The sequence below is a fragment of the Lysinibacillus sp. G01H genome (assembly GCF_028872195.1).
In the GTDB taxonomy this organism is placed as follows: Bacteria; Bacillota; Bacilli; order Bacillales_A; family Planococcaceae; genus Lysinibacillus; species Lysinibacillus capsici.
On sequence record NZ_CP118397.1, the window covers coordinates 2,470,560 to 2,489,288 of the forward strand.

The 18,729-nt window shown below is 36.5% G+C and carries 25 protein-coding genes; 2 read left to right on the forward strand and 23 right to left on the reverse strand.

Annotation, left to right across the window (positions count from 1 at the left end; translation table 11 throughout):
• Position 1: 1 nt before the first annotated feature.
• The 22 genes from PSR12_RS12495 to PSR12_RS12600 all read right to left on the reverse strand — a co-directional run bounded on the left by PSR12_RS12495 (position 2) and on the right by PSR12_RS12600 (position 16,649).
• Positions 2-700 (reverse strand): LysM peptidoglycan-binding domain-containing protein, encoded by a 699-nt coding sequence (locus tag PSR12_RS12495; RefSeq protein ID WP_274769122.1) that lies wholly within the window; start codon positions 698-700, stop codon positions 2-4.
• Positions 697-3,198, reverse strand: a complete 2,502-nt coding sequence (locus tag PSR12_RS12500) for a tape measure protein (protein ID WP_274769123.1) — start codon at positions 3,196-3,198, stop codon at positions 697-699. Before PSR12_RS12500 ends, PSR12_RS12495 begins: the two co-directional genes overlap by 4 nt.
• A 68-nt stretch (positions 3,199-3,266) precedes the next feature.
• On the reverse strand, positions 3,267-3,629 hold the full coding sequence (locus tag PSR12_RS12505) for a hypothetical protein (RefSeq protein ID WP_036075121.1): 363 nt from the start codon (positions 3,627-3,629) through the stop codon (positions 3,267-3,269).
• A 244-nt stretch (positions 3,630-3,873) separates the two neighbouring features.
• A complete protein-coding gene (locus PSR12_RS12510) occupies positions 3,874-4,275 on the reverse strand; it encodes a phage tail assembly chaperone (RefSeq protein ID WP_036075119.1) in 402 nt (133 codons plus the stop codon).
• Between the two features lie 14 nt (positions 4,276-4,289).
• Entirely contained in the window at positions 4,290-4,757 is a 468-nt protein-coding gene (locus PSR12_RS12515; protein WP_205443772.1) for a phage tail tube protein, read from the reverse strand.
• Between the two features lie 17 nt (positions 4,758-4,774).
• Positions 4,775-6,070 carry a phage tail sheath subtilisin-like domain-containing protein gene (locus PSR12_RS12520; RefSeq protein ID WP_274769128.1) on the reverse strand — a complete coding sequence of 432 codons (1,296 nt, stop codon included), beginning with the start codon at positions 6,068-6,070 and terminating at the stop codon, positions 4,775-4,777.
• Positions 6,070-6,273, reverse strand: a complete 204-nt coding sequence (locus PSR12_RS12525) for a hypothetical protein (RefSeq protein ID WP_274769129.1) — start codon at positions 6,271-6,273, stop codon at positions 6,070-6,072. Before PSR12_RS12525 ends, PSR12_RS12520 begins: the two co-directional genes overlap by 1 nt.
• Entirely contained in the window at positions 6,221-6,685 is a 465-nt protein-coding gene (locus tag PSR12_RS12530) for a phage tail terminator family protein (RefSeq protein ID WP_274769130.1), read from the reverse strand. The genes PSR12_RS12525 and PSR12_RS12530 overlap by 53 nt, the downstream gene beginning before the upstream one ends.
• Positions 6,678-7,076 carry an HK97 gp10 family phage protein gene (locus PSR12_RS12535; protein WP_274769132.1) on the reverse strand — a complete coding sequence of 133 codons (399 nt, stop codon included), beginning with the start codon at positions 7,074-7,076 and terminating at the stop codon, positions 6,678-6,680. Before PSR12_RS12535 ends, PSR12_RS12530 begins: the two co-directional genes overlap by 8 nt.
• Complete coding sequence (locus PSR12_RS12540) at positions 7,076-7,468, reverse strand: hypothetical protein (RefSeq protein WP_274769134.1); 393 nt, start codon at positions 7,466-7,468, stop codon at positions 7,076-7,078. The genes PSR12_RS12535 and PSR12_RS12540 overlap by 1 nt, the downstream gene beginning before the upstream one ends.
• A gap of 1 nt (position 7,469) precedes the next feature.
• On the reverse strand, positions 7,470-7,814 hold the full coding sequence (locus PSR12_RS12545) for a head-tail connector protein (protein WP_274769136.1): 345 nt from the start codon (positions 7,812-7,814) through the stop codon (positions 7,470-7,472).
• Between the two features lie 11 nt (positions 7,815-7,825).
• Positions 7,826-8,008, reverse strand: a complete 183-nt coding sequence (locus PSR12_RS12550; protein WP_274769137.1) for a hypothetical protein — start codon at positions 8,006-8,008, stop codon at positions 7,826-7,828.
• A 12-nt stretch (positions 8,009-8,020) separates the two neighbouring features.
• Positions 8,021-9,037: a major capsid protein gene (locus PSR12_RS12555; protein WP_274769138.1), complete on the reverse strand. Its 1,017-nt coding sequence runs from the start codon at positions 9,035-9,037 to the stop codon at positions 8,021-8,023.
• Positions 9,038-9,066: 29 nt separating this feature from the next.
• Complete coding sequence (locus PSR12_RS12560; protein ID WP_274769140.1) at positions 9,067-9,381, reverse strand: hypothetical protein; 315 nt, start codon at positions 9,379-9,381, stop codon at positions 9,067-9,069.
• A 12-nt stretch (positions 9,382-9,393) separates the two neighbouring features.
• A complete protein-coding gene (locus PSR12_RS12565; RefSeq protein WP_274769141.1) occupies positions 9,394-9,981 on the reverse strand; it encodes a phage scaffolding protein in 588 nt (195 codons plus the stop codon).
• Between the two features lie 96 nt (positions 9,982-10,077).
• Complete coding sequence (locus PSR12_RS12570) at positions 10,078-11,091, reverse strand: minor capsid protein (RefSeq protein WP_274769142.1); 1,014 nt, start codon at positions 11,089-11,091, stop codon at positions 10,078-10,080.
• Positions 11,084-12,529, reverse strand: coding sequence for a phage portal protein (locus PSR12_RS12575; RefSeq protein ID WP_274769143.1), 1,446 nt, complete (start codon positions 12,527-12,529; stop codon positions 11,084-11,086). Before PSR12_RS12575 ends, PSR12_RS12570 begins: the two co-directional genes overlap by 8 nt.
• Before the next feature lie 9 nt (positions 12,530-12,538).
• Positions 12,539-13,849 (reverse strand): PBSX family phage terminase large subunit, encoded by a 1,311-nt coding sequence (locus PSR12_RS12580; protein WP_274769144.1) that lies wholly within the window; start codon positions 13,847-13,849, stop codon positions 12,539-12,541.
• Entirely contained in the window at positions 13,849-14,640 is a 792-nt protein-coding gene (gene terS, locus PSR12_RS12585) for a phage terminase small subunit (protein WP_274769145.1), read from the reverse strand. Before terS ends, PSR12_RS12580 begins: the two co-directional genes overlap by 1 nt.
• 39 nt (positions 14,641-14,679) lie before the next feature.
• Complete coding sequence (locus PSR12_RS12590) at positions 14,680-15,159, reverse strand: hypothetical protein (RefSeq protein ID WP_274769146.1); 480 nt, start codon at positions 15,157-15,159, stop codon at positions 14,680-14,682.
• A gap of 192 nt (positions 15,160-15,351) precedes the next feature.
• Complete coding sequence (locus PSR12_RS12595) at positions 15,352-15,987, reverse strand: hypothetical protein (protein ID WP_274769148.1); 636 nt, start codon at positions 15,985-15,987, stop codon at positions 15,352-15,354.
• 422 nt (positions 15,988-16,409) lie between these two features.
• The gene (locus PSR12_RS12600; RefSeq protein ID WP_342456105.1) at positions 16,410-16,649 is read right to left on the reverse strand and encodes a DUF3953 domain-containing protein; all 240 of its coding nucleotides are present in this window, start codon (positions 16,647-16,649) and stop codon (positions 16,410-16,412) included.
• 363 nt (positions 16,650-17,012) lie between these two features.
• Between PSR12_RS12600 and PSR12_RS12605 the strand changes: the two genes are divergently transcribed.
• A complete protein-coding gene (locus PSR12_RS12605) occupies positions 17,013-17,834 on the forward strand; it encodes a hypothetical protein (protein WP_274769150.1) in 822 nt (273 codons plus the stop codon).
• Between the two features lie 13 nt (positions 17,835-17,847).
• Here PSR12_RS12605 and PSR12_RS12610 read toward each other — a convergent pair whose 3' ends face one another.
• Positions 17,848-18,282 (reverse strand): helix-turn-helix domain-containing protein, encoded by a 435-nt coding sequence (locus PSR12_RS12610; RefSeq protein WP_274769152.1) that lies wholly within the window; start codon positions 18,280-18,282, stop codon positions 17,848-17,850.
• 139 nt (positions 18,283-18,421) lie between these two features.
• Between PSR12_RS12610 and PSR12_RS12615 the strand changes: the two genes are divergently transcribed.
• Positions 18,422-18,658, forward strand: a complete 237-nt coding sequence (locus tag PSR12_RS12615; protein ID WP_274769154.1) for a hypothetical protein — start codon at positions 18,422-18,424, stop codon at positions 18,656-18,658.
• The last annotated feature ends 71 nt before the right edge of the window (positions 18,659-18,729 follow it).

The window sequence follows — 18,729 nt, forward strand, 5'->3', positions numbered from 1 at the left end:
CTCATTTCTTAGCTGTCCACTCAGGTGGTATTTTTACTTTTAGGCCAATAGGTAATTTTCTTAACTCACTGTCCTTTATTCCATTCAACGATTGTAGCGCCTTGTAGTTTGCTCCATTTCCGGTATACTTTTGAGCTATCTTCCAAAGAGAATCCCCTTTTACTAAACTATAAGTCTGTGGAACAGGTTTAGGATTATCTCGCGGAGCTTCCTTTTTCGCAACTGTTACAGGCTGCTTAGTGGCCGCTCCCTTTTTAGCAGCATTCTTTTTTACTACTTCCATCTTTTTAAAACCAAACGGCACATGTTTTTTAAAAGAAATCGTGTAATCTACATCTTCTGTGCCAAATTGATCCTTTGGTTCAAAGCTTTCAATTGTCACCAATTCATTAACGGAAAAGGAACCACCAACATAAATAAAGCGGATAACCGTTTCTGCGGCCATCCACTTGTTTATCTGGTCTATATATATCTGAGGCTCTTTGAATTGAGTTTCTGCATAGTGTGTATCATCAGCAGGGAAAAATGATGAGAATGCAAACTCTGTTAGTTTCATTGGTTTAGGTACATTAACAGTTCCCTTTTTAGCGATGGAAAATTCTTCACCATCGGCGGTATTTTTAAAAGGGAGTTCAGGCGGATTTACAGGTATACGAAAGCCCTCGGTATCATTTTTAGCACTAAGATAGATGCCTATCATGTATATACCCCCTCAACTGAACGATCTTGCTCATCTTTTAACCACTTAACAATTTGTTTGATTAGTTCCTGTAAGTCCACATCCTTATGAATATCACCTGAAAATTCAATTTTAGGATCACTTTTAATATGCTGTACTATGGTTTTGTTATTGTTGGTAATTGGTGAAGCGGAAACATTTTCACGGATGTCTTTTGACACTGCAACGTCATCTCTTGACGGAGAGGTTAATGTTTGGGATACGAGATCATTAATTTCCGTTGTATTGCCGCCTACCCTAGACAAATCACCAAATTTATTAAGCATCTTCTCCATTTTGCTACCTGTGGTATCCTCAAACTTATTATGGACCTGTAAGTTTGGTGTTAAAGAAACAATGTTATTAATCGCCTTACCCTCTGCTATATCTTTAAATATCTCAAGATATTCGTCTGCAAGGTTTATTTTGTCCTCAATCTTTTTGACCTTATCAAGCTTACCACCTTTTAATTTTCCTTTGTCTGGATCTCCTGCTGCACCTAATCCAGATTCAGAAGGAGCGGTTTTTACAACGTCGTCCATTAAGCTTGCTTTATCAAGAAAAGGATTTTCTTTATTTTTATCATTTTTACCTAATCCTGCTAAACTTTTTGCCTTATCAACTAAGCCACTCACTTTATCAGCAGCGCTCATCATACCGTCATATGCCCATTCGTTTGCTTTATTAAAAGTATCTGGGATACTAAAGAGCTTGGTCTTAGACAAACTAACTACGTTTTTATCACTGGTTGGAGCTTTAATATTTGCAGCAAAGTTCTGCCAATGTTTTGTAATAACATTTGATTTACCAGTCTGTAACTCACCTATTTTACCGAAATTAACACCAGGTATTTTATTAACTAAGGTGATTAATCCATTTACAGCCTTGATAGCAATGTTAACGCCTGCAACAAAGGCATTTCCTAACGCTGTTGCAGCACTATCAAAACTCCCTGTCATAGCTGACATATTTTCGACTACCATCATAACCAAATCATAAAATAATTTTTTTACTGCATAAACGGGATCAATAAATAAATTAATAAAGAATTCGGCAAAAATTGTTAAGAAATTTGCTATATTTATAAATTGATTAAGGATATAGGCTCCTAATGCTGCGAAAATGCCTGCTACAAACCCAACTACCGTGGCAGTCTCTTCACCCCACATAACCATGGCCATTACTACTAAGGCAATTACTGTAATGATGGCAATAAGTACCCACGTTATTGGATTTGAAAGAAATGCAGCATTTACAACCCATTGTGCCGCTGCCCAAGCAAGAGTGGCTACTCTAATTAAACCTAATATTGCATATTTAGTTGCTAGTATTGCTACTATTGATCCTATAATCGTTCCTAAAATAACTAAAATAGGTACCACCAAACTAGCATTATCATACATAAACTGGCCTATAGCCCCAATCATGTTATACAATACCTCAAGAATCGAGAATACAAATGATAGCCCTGATACAAAAAGATTAATAAACACCATTGCATGCCCTGCTAAAGTTCCGAAAGCATTGGAATTTACAAATTGTCTAAAACGTACGAATAACGGCTCGAAAGCTCGCTGTGCCCAGTTATTCAAGACTGTCATAGCATCAGCAAATGTCAGTGGCATTTTATTGAATTTGTCTTCAATTTCCGTAGCTGCAGCAAATAAAGATTTTTTAATAATATCAGCAGTAATTTCACCATCTGACGACATATCCTTCAAGCCTTCCATTCCAACACCTGTAGCATCAGCAATCGCTTGGCCTAGGAGCGGAGCATTTTCCATTATTGAACGAAATTCATCGCCCTGTAGTCGCCCTGAAGCCATCGCTTGTGTCAATTGGTACATACCTGCTTGTTTCTCTTGTGTCCCCGCTCCTGATACGCTAAATGATTTATTCATAAGCTCTGTAAAACGTAAAGCTTCATCATTGCTTGCAAAAGCATCTTTAGCTAATAGATTTAACTTAGCAACACTTGACGCTGTATCGTTATATGAACTTAAACTTCGTTGAGATGCCCTATAAATCTTGTCTTGCAACTCCTTCTGGGTCTGCAATCCGTCGTTAATATTAGCTAAACGGGCATTAGTATTTGAATAATTATCAGAAGCTTGTGTAAATTTACTAAACCCGTTAGTAATGCCTTGAATAGATAGGTACGCAGTTGTAAAACCCAATAGATTAGTTAACAATATACGTACGCTACTGGTGGCCGAATTCGCACTATCTCGGACTCCATTTAGACTATCTCTTAATCTATTTCCTGAAGTTTGCCCCTCGCTACCTGCCAACCTAGCACTTGATCTTAAACGCTCAAAAGAAGCACTTGCACTTTCTATGTCTCGCCGAGCTCTCTGCAAACTGCGCATATCACTAGCTCTATTAGATGCTGTGTGCATTTGTTCCATTGCCCTAATGGTACTATTCATTGCTTTCATCATTTTTTGAAGAGTGCCAGTCATTTTATCTGTTAATGACATTGTTGTGCGTACAGACAGTTTAATCGTCCTCCTCTCTAGCCAAAATAAAAAGCACTCAATAAGAGTGCTTAAAACATTTTTTGCATCAATAACTTATAAATTTTTTCATTAACTTCAATCAAACTTTTCTTGCCATCTTTGAACTCAATAACCAATGTATGTGTACCTTTATTTTTTGCAGATAAGCCTGCTAAGAGTCCGACAGGTCCTAATAATGCTCCGCCAACTAATCCCCGAGTCACGCCGCTTACTGCACTTTTTCTATGTTCTTCCGTAATTAATTCATAAGATTCAACAGTTTCTTTATTTAAAGGAAATTTTTTAGTAAATCCTGTGAATAAAAAAACCTCTTCTTTACTGAAGAACCCCTGTTGGCCAATCATTATGTTTTTTCCTTCGTAATCTCCCGCAAGTACCTTATTTTGAGCCATGTGTATCCCTCCTCATACACAAATATACATAACTCGGAGGGATTTCACTATACTGTATTGGCATAAATCTACTATTTCTTAGCCGCTTCTGCCTCTTTTTCAAGCTCTATGTCCAAACTTGCAATGATAAACGCCCTCTCTTTACGATCCATACTTAAAAAGCTATTGGGCAGTATATTGAACCGATGTAGCGCAACATGTGCATAGAAAGCTAATCCGTCACGCTCATCCTCACTGCCCTGTATTAGTTTTTTGCTTCTTCTATTTCATCTTCTAAAGCATGATCTAAACCACTAATCTCTGATACTTTTTCAGAAATTTGAGATGCTTCTCCAACCCAGAACATTGCACCAAACAATTGCTCAGCACCTTTTACTCCATATGATTTTTGTAGTTCAGTATCATTTAAGTCTGGATAAATAATTGAAGCTACACTAATACCACGGTTGTAAGCGACTGGATCAAATACACGCTCTTGGCGCCCCTTTCTACCAGGCTTATTTTTAAAGCAGCGGTCATTAATTAAATCGGACTCCGCTGATGTTAAAGGACGTAATTTAATTGATTCTGTAAATCTTTCTAATTTCAGTTCTACTGGATCTGCCTGACGTACATTTTCTTTCATAAAAGCTTTAAAATTACTCATTTATAAGTTCCTCCTTATTGGATAACACTGAATTGGTTTAAGATTTCAAAATCATCAAATGTAAATGGGAATTCGTCTTTTAATGTATCAGCGCTATCTGCATCAAGCATTGCCAATAGGGTTTTGTCTGGTACAATGTTTCGAATATCTACTGTTTGTTTACCAGCTGCACTTGTAATATCTGCGTTGACGATTGTTGCATCAAACATCGGTGACTTCCCTGATCGCAAATAATCCGAAGCCATGGCGCGAATTTCTGGACGATGATAGTACATAGTCATCTCTCCAACACCTTTAGCTCCAACAATTTTCGAACCTTCCATACGAGCATTTAGACGCTTTACTTCCACCTTGTTATATTCTACTTCTGCTTTAAACTTTAGAATTTCTGCAATTTCAAATGTTTGACCTTCAATATTAATAAACACCAAGCCCTCACGTGAGGACATAGCGTCTTTTGTTTGCATAACGTTTGGTGCCATCAAGCCTTACCTCCTTCTTATTTGCACTCGACACGCATATATAATTTTTCCATGGCATCAATAAACTTGATACCTAATACTGCTAAGACTGCATCTTTTTCATCGCCCTGTTCAATCACAACATCTTCTGGCATGTATGGATCAATTACACCTAGTCTTACAAAAGGATCAAGAACAGTTTTCATAAGTTGTTTCTTAAATAAATCTCGGCCATTCGCATCATTATTCACTTTACCAATGAAGTATTTACGGAAAATATGACGAGCGTTGTTCTCGATAATAGACATGCCACGATCAATCTTCCCCTTCCGGAAATCCTGATTTTTTTTCGGTGTGAATGAACGGAATGTGTTAATATCTTGCTCCACCACAACCTCATCATTATTGAATGAATAGACAATATGGCCGTCTTTTAATGCTTGAATAATTTCATCATTGGTCATTGTTTCTGCCTCAATAGCTCCTGGATATGTCGCATAGGTAAGCGATCCTACTGTTGAAGCGGCAAATGCTGCAGCAAACCAATATACAGCATCTTTTGCTGTTAGCACTTCTCCACCATCCAAAGTGACGCCATTTTTAATGGATACGGCACTCTCATGGTCTGCTACATTGTAATTGTTCGTTACAAAAGTTACCCTCTTTCCAACCTGTTCACGAAACTCTTTTGATTTTAAAGACAATAAAGCTTTTGTAGTATTGTCATCAGTTCCGTAAGCAACAACCTTAAAATTTAATGTATCTAATGCAGAAGCAAACTCTGATATAGATTCGTTTGTAGCTGCTACTGTAGTTCCACCAACCAACGTCAATGTGGCATCTCCTGTTGGTAAAGATCCGCTGAACACTACATAATCATTTGATTTTAATTCTCCGAAAGTGGACACCTTTTGAGAGTCAACTTGAATAGCATCAAAATATGTTTTTACTGTTGTAGAGCCATCTAACCCTACTGTTGCAGTGACATGAATCTTGTTACCGTCTGTACCACCATATTTCGCAGTTACAGTAAAACTTTCGGCAGTTGCCTTTGCTTTCTCACCTAATCCATTTAAGTTGTAAAGAAAGATGTTACTAGTAGCTTTAAATGCCTCACGAACTGGTAAAATAGCGTCTAGTGATTTACCAAATAAAGCCCGAAATTTAGTGTTAGAAGAAAGTTTAATAAACTTCCCAACTTCTCCCCAATCGAACATTACAGGTATTACTAGAGCTCCATTTGAATCTAGCCCCATCGTATTTAAGCTATTAGTTTCAAAATTGATATACGCATCTGGCCGTACTTTATTTTGTGTTTCCCACATGCCACCCATTAAGCTCCAACCCCTTTCTTTTTCCACTCATCGACCAATTTATCAGCTTCATTTTTAGTATAGTTTTTACCATCTTCAAGCACTACCTCATACTCTAAACGAGCTTTTGTGGAAGAAGCGGACTCTAAAAAAGCAACCTTAGAGAACTTTTTATTCTCCGGCTGCTTCTTCGTGTTCGTTTTGTTTGTCGTCTCTTGTGTCAAAATTAACGCCCTCCAATGTTCTCATTTTCACTTCTTCTAATATGTCGTGTAGACAAGCTTTGACTTGATATTTAATTACAAGCGTTTCATCTACTATTTCACCATCAATTTCATGTACGTGAAACCTGTCAGCGAGGTATTTAAAGTTGTTTTGCACGACTTCTAATACATTTAGGCATTCTTCGTCTATATCGTCTGTAGCAGGGAAATAGACCATGCTAAAAGAATAGGCTCGATTGGCTTGATACTTCATGCCTCGTTCTTGACGTACATTAAAAATACGTACTAAAAAAGCAGGTGCTTTTAAGCCCTGCTTCACTGGTTTATCGTACACTTTCATTGTTGGGTAAAGAGAACGTATTTGCCTAATTGCAAGTGTCTTAATGCCTTCTGTTACATTTACATCACTCACCTAGAATACGCCTCCATTCTTTCTCTATTTCACGCTCCCACATTCGTGGTGCCAGCCTTTCCATTTCTTGTTCTGTCAGTTCTAACATAAACTGTCCATCAACAAACCCTACTGTACTGCCAGCTATTACAATACGGTGGCCTTTCTCTACAAAAAGTGCGTATTCTACATTGTTATAGATAATAATTTTGTACGTATCGTCTTGCTTAATGATGTGATACTTCCAGTTATTGCGTAAATCCCCTGTATCAACAGGCGTGAGCATTTTAACTTTACGAATGGCTAATTGAGCAATTCTTTCTGCTACTTTTTTATGGATCTTACCAGATGCAATGGTGAGCTCTTTCATCTTTTCTGCTAGTTGTCTTACTTCTTCAAATTCAAAGGCCATTAAGCATATACCTTCTTCTTCAAAAGCACTTCCTGATGTGTTACATAAAGAAAAGACTCTTTAGCTGATGTAAATTCATCCGACATTACTAGCTCACCATCTTCAAATAACTGAACCGTTATTTCATCCCCTGCTAAAATATCAACGGTTGAAGAAAGAAACAGCTTAGCATCATATAGAATCTGATTTACTTCTCCTTCCACAGTATTATTAAGTGTCTGCATTCCTACTGTAGATAAACGGCAAGGCACATTGGCATGCTTTGTAATCCATTTCTGTCCGGTTGAACTATTAGGCTTTTCATACTCTTCATACCGCTTCACTGTGGCCACTCGATCATACATGAGCTCAACAGACTTTGTTGCTGTAGCCAATAGCTTTCGAATGTTCAATCTACCACCTCAATTTCCGGAAGCGGTTAAGCTGAGATGTGTAGTTAGTGAGTATTTGGATCGTCATTTGTTCACTTGTCGTTGTACTGGTACCTAATTCAACAGTGACATCGCCCTCTTTGACAGATTTAGCAACAGCAAAATCAGATGGATTCATTGATTTCATTTCATAGTTGATTAGATCAAGTGTCATATTCGCATGCACGAATTTTATGTTGTCCGGAATATCACTTCGGTTACAATACGTTTTAATCACTTGAGCAACCTCTTCAATTTTTAGAAGTAGCTCCTCTGCAGTAAATGTATCTGGTTGAACTTTACTTTTTACGATATCAAATACGTTCAAGTTAAAACCTCCTATTCAGTAGGTTCCGTAGATTTCGTACTGCGTTTCTTCGAAGCTTCTACTACTGATAAGATTTCAAAACTAGGATGCTCTGCGTGTTCACTAAGCACCTCTAATTCTTCACCAACTTTATACACTTCGTCATCATAGCGTACAGGGAAGCTGTTCTCTTTGACTTTCACAAGAGTTTTCATTTAGCAACCTCCTTATATAGTTTGAGCTTGGAATACGTTATCGGCAGCATGGAATGATGGAATAGCTGTAGCGGCTGCTTTCGTCCAAGTCGAAACAGGGTCTTGTCCTTCTTCAAACACCATAGTAATGATTTTACCTACGCTCGACACGTCTGCACCTTCTCGCAACATACGGCTTTCTTCTGGTGTTGGACCATATAACGTTTCACCTAAAGTTCCATCACCAAACATGACAAATTTGTCTTCATCAAGGTAACGATGTGATGTATAAGATCCATTGGCAGCTTGCTTACGATACTTTGCATCATATACTGCAATGACAGGCAAATCATGTTGTTGTAAAAAAGAGTTTAAATCTTGTCGAGTTGGAATACGACCTGAATCTTTACCAAATAAAGCAGTAATAATTTTAGCATTTCTTAAAATTGAGCGAAGTATTTTAGTAGAAGTTAATGCACGTGTGGGTTTATCAGTTAAAGTATCTGCCCAACGTTCCATATCACCGATAATATCAGCTGAATCAGCTGTCCATAGTCCAGCACCACTTAAAGTTTCTTGGTGGTCAAGCGGCACATGGTAATTGACAGACATATTAAGTCCATTTTCATTCAACATTACTTTACCTTTTGATAACGCTTCGATACGCATTAATTCAACACGGGCGCGTACACCATTCACAAGTGTATCAACATCATTAAATACATTTTGCATTAAGTAATTCTTTTCAGCTTCATTGCGAGGTTGAGCCAATGCAATTAAATCTTTCTCAGTAATTTGCATTTTACGTTTAATATAGGCTGCCTCTAAAGCTTGCTTAGAAGCTTCCCGACTACCAATTTCAGCCTCTGTGTCAAATGCATGTACTGAAGCAATTGTCGGTAATGAACTTCCACCTTTAATCATGTCAAACTCAAGCGTAGAGTGCTTAACCTCTGGGAAAAGTGTTTCTCCTAGTAACGGCTTATACTCCCGTGTTTTTGAGTAATCAAGCATAGTTTTTTGATTGAATAATTCTAATACATCTGGCATATTCGTTTACTCCTTTCAAATGGCCGCTATTAACGGAATGTAATATTCTTTAAAGCTGTTTTCGCTTCTTCTGAAGGTGCCGTGTGTAACCGAGCTTCTAAAATGTAAGCTTGATCAATTAACGAACCAGGTTGTGGTCCGTTTGTTACATCCACATCGGTATACAAAATACCTTTCGCAGTACCGTCATTTGCAGGTAGTACTGTCCCTGCTTTAACAATCTTTTTACCGTTTGAACCTGCAACTACGCCTACATCACTTACCTTATACGTAAACGATTGCACCTTTGATGATGCTAAAAAATTTACACGTTCTGCTTTTTGTACATTACTTACATATGGCATATAATGTCCTCCCTAATCCCAAATAGATTTTGATTCACTTGACTGACTGCGTGTATTTAATTGTTGAGCGATTTGAGCACTGATTGATGTAGATGGTTTATCGTCAGTTTTACCTTCACCCGGTTTAGTTCCCTTTGGTAGCGGCTTTTCCTCAGTTTCAGGTGTAAATAAAAAGGCTTTAGATTCGCGCAGTGTTTTAATCTGCTCATCTAAGCCTTTTTTTACGTTACCTTCTTCGTCCAATTCAATTGTTGATTTATCAATAAGACCTGTAACGAGGTCCGTATCATGTACTTTACTAACAAGCGCTAATTTCAAAGCACTTTTAAGTTGGGTATCCTTGATTTTCGCTTCATATTCAGCCTTGTCATTTTCGTTTTGTTGCTGCAGCTCTTCAATTTTTGTCTGTAACCCAGCTGCATCAATTTTTTTCAAATCATTTAGCTGAGTGTCACGTTCTTTCAATTGAGTTGTTAGGTCCTTTACTTCGTTGATTTTATCGTCAAGACGACTTTTAGGAACCATGGTGCCAAAACCTGCTATTACTTTATCTGCCTGTTCCTCTGATAAACCTAAAGCAATTAAATCTTCTTTTTTCATCGTATAGCCTCCTATTTCGCATTATCGTAGTACGCACGATAGGTTCTTGCTTTGAATCTTTTACGTCTGCAAAGCAAAAAAGACGCAGGATCAGCTTTATGCAACATACTTTGCTTCCCATTCTTTATAGTTCATTTTCTTAATCCTACCGTTAGCAGAATTTCGTGTTTCATAAGCCATATACTCAGCTTCATCAAAAAATGGAATCGTCGTAGTTCTGCAACGCGCATGAAATGGGGGTGCATTAGTACCTGGCTTGTAATCCTTCACAAAGTAAATATTCATATCCTGCTCTTGGCAAATTTCAGATGTGCGATTGTCCAAAGTAGCAAAGATTTGATAACGTTCCAGATCCGCTTCAGTGTATGAGTTATTAGCGGCAATGTTATGAAAGAAGTTAGCTTCTGTTCTTACCAGTGCCTCTGCTCTACTTAATACCACGTCAGTAGCTTTGCTGATTGCCCTTGATGTTTTACTAAGGGAGCTTCCTTGCCTAAATGCCTTTTCTAACTCCTTTCTAATCGTAACCATAGTTGCCGCTTCATGGCCCCAAATGCGCTTTGAAAACTCCTTACCTGACCAGTTATAGGTGAGTACTTCTTTCATAACGCTATCCGTTAACCTAGTGACAGGCTGATAAACAGCAGTGAATGTGGCAATGTCATATAAACCTTTATAATAAGAGTTTTCGTATACTTCTGTTAAACCTGTATACGTATAAGCCTGTAACCCTTTCGCACCACCATATAACTCAAGCATCTGCAATTGAATCTGTAAATGGAGCATCTCTAATCTAGAGATACGTGCACGATAGCCAATTGCCTCTAATATACGATCGTATTCTGGATTCCCTGACAAGGAAAGCGCTTTGTATTGCTGCAATGTAATATTACGAAAATCTTTTAACTCTTTGGCCGTTAAATACTTCTTAGCCTCTGCATAGGAAATCTTATTATCAATAGCATAACGAGAATAAAACACCTCAATCTGCTGTATGATGTTCACTTGTGCCATGCGTAGCTGTTCTTCCATACGAGCAAGGTACTTACTGGCAATAAGCTGTGATTCCAATTCACGTTGTGCAGCACGATTTTCCCAATACTTACTCATTGTCAATCACTTCCGATTGAGACTGGCGCTGTTTCTCCAAAGCCTCTTGATACTCATCTATCTCTTTCCGTTCTTCCGCTTTTTGTTTGGCTAACCTATCCTCAACTTCTGGCGTGTACCATGGATGATTTTCACGGTTGGTTTGATCATCAATAATCCCTACTGACTTCTCACACATTTCAACCGCTTCAACTTCATTAATAATAATGTCACGATTAAAAACAAATTTTACTTTTTCTTCAGTAAAATCACCTTCTCCAATCATTTGCAAATAATGTGTAATGAACCACATCATGTGCTCAATACTAGACTGCATTTCACTTTCTAAAATGTTGCAATCCATATCTAAATCACTGTAGCGGAATTTAAGTGCTACCCCAGATGCATTGCCCAGATTTTCATGTAATGTATCAACTCCACGGCCAAGCTCATAGATAGCTCTACGTGTACGTTCAAGTTCTTTTTCGTTAGCTTCAGTTTGAATCTCAGCCGATAATTTATCAACATCACCATTTTCATCCGTTTTGACTGCACGATAGACATTAAGATCATGAAGAAACTCTTTTAAATCGACCCCACCATAGTTAATGAGTTTATAGATAAAATTAGGAATATCAGCAAGAACATCTGCATTTGTAGAAGCTTGGGTATTGTAATTGTCAACGAGTGATTTAATTAGCTCAATTAAAGGCTGCTCTTCCTCGTTATACCTGAAATGAATAAGGGGTATCTTTTCCCACAGAACCGGTTGATCACCTAATAAAAAGTGATATCCTTGTTTTCCTCCCGCTGGGACATCAGAGATGAGTGTTGAACCTTCAAATACGTAGTGATCTATCCCATCACTGTGATAATGCTCTACCTTTTTCAACGTCTTTTTGGTCGTACCATCATAATGATTGGTTTCATACACCCGTAAAAACGCCTCAATTTTCATATTTTCAGGGTCAGCATAAAACGGTATGATCTGCTCGGATGGAAAACGCATAAAACTAAGCTCACCAACTTCATTAAAGTACGGATGCAGGTAAGCTACACCTTTGTTAACGGCCTCTTTTCCTACTTTACGTAAGCGGTTAATCATGCCAGCATCAAATATGTCATCTAACTTTTTCTGATAACCTTCATTTTCACTAGTGACTGAAGGTTGCTTCGAAAGAACATAGCCAATCTTTTGATCAACAAGTTTCTTCACGTAGCCATGTATCAGCTTTAAGTTGGACTTCCACTCTGCATCCCGCTTCTTTTCTTCAATGTCCATCTTATTTTTGTAATACCTATCGCCCGTTAACATGAGCTTCCGTTTTGGAGAATCCTCCCACTCCTTTATCTCATTAAGAAGTACTTGTTCATTTTTAATAACACCTTCAACCATTCGTTTTATCACCTCCTCCATCTGTTCATGCCAACGTGGTCTAAATAAATCCTCAATTAGCATTTAATCACCTCACTTTAAAACTGACATGGATGGTCGCTTCATATCTCGTTCAAATGCATAGCGAGTACCATCAATAGTATGATTATCCTTATCCTCTAAACGAGGAAGCGGATTGCCTTCTTTATCTGTTTGATAGTCAATATTTTCAAACTCTCTCGCGATATTTGGTGTACGGGCCGGGTCAATGCAAATGAAATCTAAATCATCAAGCCATTCCTCACCATACTGAACACTATCAGGCCCTTTTTTAGCAGCTTTTATTCGCTTAATATCATGATCATTTTTCAACTCTGCGATTGATTTCGGTTCGGCACTATCAGCAAATATTTCATCTGATTGGTACCCTTTTTGTTTCAATTGTTTTGCCAATTCACGGTTGCTGATTTTCACACCGTATATTTCATCGATAGCATAGATACCGTTTTTCTTCTTGTCATAATGCCATCGAACAAATGCCAGTGGATCAGTCGCGTAACCAAAGTCAACACCATTTCGAATATTGTCAAAGGATGCAACCATATCATCAGTGATTGAGCCCTTCTTAATCTCCAAGTTATCAAACGGTACAATGCCACTCCCTATTGCTTCACCGAGGTATTCCCAACGGTATTTTAAGGGCTTATTTTTCTTAACATTTTCTGCTTCTTCTATAAACTTTTTCGATAGGTGTGGATTACCTAAATAAGTCGAATGATGTACATAAGTATTGGCATCAATCATCGAACTCTCATACTTCTTATTCACCCACGACTGCTTACGTTTCGGTGGATTGTAAGAATAATAAAAAGAGTAGTCAAAAGGGTATGCTTGCTGTCTGTCAGCTTGCGAAAAGATTTTCCCTTCCAACTCCTCACGTAGAATTGAGTTTTCAATTGTCGTTACTTCATCTTCTGACTTAAACTCTGCTAATTCCTCAAACCATACAATAGCTAATGGAAAATCAGCATCTTTGATAGATTTAATTTTCTCAGGATCATCAGCACCAGCAAAGTAAATCTTGTTTCCTCTGCCTAAGTAAGTGATTTCAAGCTTGGAATCAACAAAACGGAATTGGTCACGTACTCCCATTATGTTTGCGGCTGCCTTAAAATTAGCGTACACGGACTTTAAAATCGTGTTCTGCACTTTTCTGATACCAAGTGCCGACACTGGATATTCCATGATATCTAACAGGATTCGCATTGGAATGTGAAACGACTTTCCAGAACCACGACCACCCTTTAGTACATATCGCAGATGTTCCTTTGCTCTGGAGGCGCGCCAAAACGGTTTGAATTGTTCTGTAATGATACTCGCTAAGCTAATACGCTGTTCAGCCATTACACATCATCCACAATCACCACTCTAATTTCTTTATCACGGTTTTTATCAAGATTAGTGATTTCCACTTTTGTCTTATCAATGTTCAACTGCATCTGCTCAAGCTTCAATCGACGCTCGTCGTCCTGATCAGCCATCTCTACGAACTGACGAATAGAAGAACGCAACTCCCCAATTGCTCTCGATTGAGCAGTGAGTAGTTGCGCCTGTCGTTCCCATGCGAATTGGAATTCATATTCTTCCTCTGTTACAGCCTTTTCTACGCCTCCACCATCTTCAATAGAACGTGGGTAGTAATCGTATTTTGCCTTTTTGAGCTCCTTAATTATTTCGTCTTTAGATTCGACGTGCATAATCCTTTGAGCCCTTATGATTGCAGCATACTGTATCTGTATTTGGTCCCAGATTAAATCAGCTGGAGAACGTTCATTCATTGCTTCCATAATTTCGAGTGTTTCTTCTGGCAAGAACTTTTGAAAGAAGCCATGAGTAACAGCAGCAGTGTTCCGTTTTGTAAATTGGTTTTGCGGATTAGGATTACCCTTATTTCCAACAGCGTAGGTATTGCCTTTCGGGGCTCCTATCTGGTTTTCTTCGGTTGCATCCTTACTTGAAATAGTTGCAACCTTATTAGTTTTGGTTGCATTCTTTTCAGTTGCATCCCTCGACCACTTTTCACGACTCTTACGGCTCTTTAATGTACCAAGCTTTATGTCATGCTTTTCAGCAAGATCAGCAAGTGTAATCTTTGTGGTTTCCCACTCCTGTTTAATTTCATTCCAATTAGCCATATCTCATAGACACCACCTCCAATATAAAAAAGCTACCACTTACAAAGTGGAAGCCTTAATCAACTTATTCTGTTTAGATTTTTTAATTTCTATCATGACTTTAATCATTGTGTGTAACTTATTTGTTTTATGATTTAAAGCTAAACTATGCATAAAAGAAGTAAATATCCATATTAGAAATATCACAGTAAATATCGCAACAAATGTTAGGAAACTATATTTATCTATATTTTTATCAGTTACAATAATTGTAATAAAAGCAGCAATAAATCCAATAGCTAGAGCAACTATTATACTCAACCCAGAACTCATTAAAGAATTTAGTACACTACTGTTATTTTTACCTTCCATAATAGTTTTATCCATAATTTTTAAATCATTTAGGGTAATTTCTGCCCATGTAGTCCTTAAATAGAAATCTATTGTATGTGTATCATAAGTATCCAAATGTTTGTAAGCAAAAATAAAATATTTATAAATTTCTTTTGGAACCATTAATACTTTATAATTCTCTCTCATTTTTTCACCTCTCATTCATAATAGAACAAGAAGCTTATACAAAACCTCAATAATTTTTTGATATTAGATTTCACTCTCAAAAGTAAGTACCGTTGCCCTAGGCATTAAAGGGGGAATCTGCTCGATACTCACTTTTCAGGGCAAAATAAAAACATCCCTTAGGATGTTCATTGTTACTTATGTATTCCTATATCAAAAATTATAATTATTGATTTTTTCTCTTATTTCTATTTTAGCTTTTTCAATTTCATTTAACTTCTTCTCAATGTTCATTATTTCGTCAGCATATATCTGCGGATACTCCACAACTTCCTGCATTTCTAATTTACTTACCGAAATAATAAAATCGTTAGTAAGTGTTACACTGTTTAAGCTATCAAAAATTTCATGAACAATATTGAATAATTTCGGACCATAAATTAGAGCAACATCTCCAATTGTCGTATTATATTCGTCTAATAGTGCTTTTAACCCTTTATTTCTTACTTCTAACTTTTCTAAACTTATTTCATCATTGCTTAACAACCCTTTAGAAACTAAATGTACATTAAGTGCCCAACCATGTATTTTACTATATTCCTTTAACATTAATGGGTACTTCTCAACAAATTTTTCTTTTTTATCATTATCTATAGTCATTTTAACTCCAGCAAGTGTTATAGTTCCTGATAATGCTCCACCTACAATCGCTCCTATAAACCCTACTGTTGCAGTAAAATCTAATTTTAAAGTTTTTGTTAAAAAGATATCCGTAAGAGCAATCATTGCTAAAATCCCCATTAGAAGTAGGGTGATACCTATAAAAATGTCTTTCCATCTTTCTTTCATAATTTTGCCCCCTTAAACAATTTGTCTTAGACAATAATAGGACAAAACTATTTAAATTACACTATAATTTTCTACTCTCAAAACCACACCAAACTCCGCCCTATCGGTTACTAGTACATGCCAGCGCTCCTCGGTATCTAATGTTCCTGAGATACCTGGTCACCCGTAAACCAGTCCATTGTATTTGTATGGCTGTTTGATGCAGTTTTCAAAGCAAAAGAAAAAGCCTCCATCCGAAGATGAAAGCTTAAATATTGTGATAATCCTAATATCGAGTGCTCACTTTTGACATCGTGGCAGAGCGTACCACGTTATTTCGTAATTGTGTTCTAGTTTTATAGTGCATTTCCGTGCACTTGTTGATGTAGTAAGTTTGATTGAAATTATGGAAAGTGGACGAAGTTCACATATAAACCACTCCTTTATTTAAAGAAGATTTGAATTGAAACAAATATTGAAAATAAAAATACCCCAATATGGAACCAACCAGAAACTTTTCTCTCTCTTTGAAATTCTTTTATTCCAAGAACTAAAATCAATAATCCTAAGAAGAATAACACTAGGAAACTCAACTGGTAATCACTTGTTATCATTGAGTAAGTTGAGAGTGATACTACTATGATTGAAAAAAGAATTTGTAATATTGTTAGCAAATTTACCATCACCTTTTAAATATTATAGTTTGATTATACAATACAATTGGCGATATGGATATAATTACCATATATTTATCCTTCCCTATATCTCTTAAAAAATATGGGCCGGCCATGTATGTCATGCTCCGAACGAATTTGTGGAGCACAGGTCGGTCGTCGGTCTGTCTTTTCCTAATATTTAGGTTTTTATAAATACCAAGAGAGGAAGACCTTACTGCACCGACCTACCTCCGAGTTTACATTATTTTTTTCCTTTCACAAAACATGCTACATGTTTTACGTTTGTTCCTTTTGTTACATCTTAAAAAAGGAAATTATAACTTTTCATAAAAATTAAATGGGTATATAGTAAATAATAGGAGGTAAAATATGAAAAATAAGATAATGAAAAATTTACTCTTAATATTTCTTTTATTAATAACTATTTCAGTTTGGGTATACATTTTACTTACCATAGACAAAGTAACATTACTTTTTTATATAGTTATTATACTTTCATTGTTACTAGCACAATACATAATGTCTAAAAAAAGAATTGTTACCAAGAAGCAATTTATTATGTTAGTTTGTCAAATAGGTCTCGCAGGTATTTTTGTACCGGCTTTATCTCTTATTTTTGTGTGGATTATAATGAAAATTTGGATAAACTTTATTGGTTTAATATTAGCAATGATTATATCTTTTATTGCTTCGATAATTTTACTTTTTGTTTTTACTTCACCTATGAAAAAGTCATTTCTAGATAGTGATTTAGATCAAAATGCGATAACTAATTTGAGTGCAATTACAAACTTTTTAACATTTCTTGTTACAATGTTGTTATTATTTTATACTACATTTAGTGCTAACGAGAGTAATAATAATACGGAATATTTAGAAAAGAGAATTCAAAATATTGAATCTCATTTAACACAACCAAATGAAGAAGGATTTAAACCCGTTGAGGATAATAAAAATACCAATGTTGATAACTCTGCATATTATTATATGTTTATTGCAATGATAATTTATGTTTTAGCAAGTTATTATACTTTACTACCAATGATGAACAGAAAGAAGAAAATTACTCGTAACCCTTCTCAAGAAATAAATGTTCCCGTGAATATCAATGAAAAAGTAGAGATAGCCATTTTGTTAGATATGAAATATAAACATCTCAAATCCTATGATAAAGATAAACAAAAAAATTAAAGTAGCCAAACGGCTACTTTAACATTTTAATTAATATCGTATTTCTAATTCTAAAAATTGTTGTACTTGATAAATTCATGTGCTTACCAATCGCTCGCATACTATCCCCATCCAGCAATCTATGAAGTACCTCAATCTCTCTATCACCTTGCACCAATGGAATACGCTTTTGCACCTCTGCAATCTTTTGCTCGTATTCCTTAATTCGATAATTTAGCGAATATACACGACGTTGTACTTCTGTATACACTGGATCGCTTGTCCCACCACTAGCCTTTGGTAATATTGCCTCAATACCAAACATAGCCGTTTTCGCCCCAATGTAACTATTGTTATCAACCTTCGCTACTGGCTGCCTTGCTTCCTCAATAGTTTCAACCATCCATCGATAATTCTCAATCCATTGAAGTAAATTCTCTTTCGTAACATTAATTTGCCCTTGTTTCATAGGTTTGCCCTCCTACGGTGTGATATACTAGAGTTGTGAATATCATCAAAGGGCATAAACCAATTCGAGCTGTAGCGTGTGATGACGCTGCGGCTTTTTTAAGTTATAATTTACAAAAAATACATAACGAGGTAATTCAATGGACATATTTACAGGACTATCACTTGGCGGGAGTTTACTATGTTTTATTCCACCGATGTTATTGCTACCTATTGTAATGATAGGATGTGCTGTAATTTATAAAATCCTATTGGGCAATATTTTGCCAAAGAAGATTTACAACTTTTTGCTTGGTCCAATTGCCCTTCTTGGATTCTTTATTTGGGCTATCCCAATGAACATGGGATTTTATGAGTTTTTTAGAGCGATGCTTTAATCGCTCTATTTTTATTTAATACTCATATTGTTCAGCAAAACTCCCAAATTGTTTTTTGTTCTGTAGGGTAT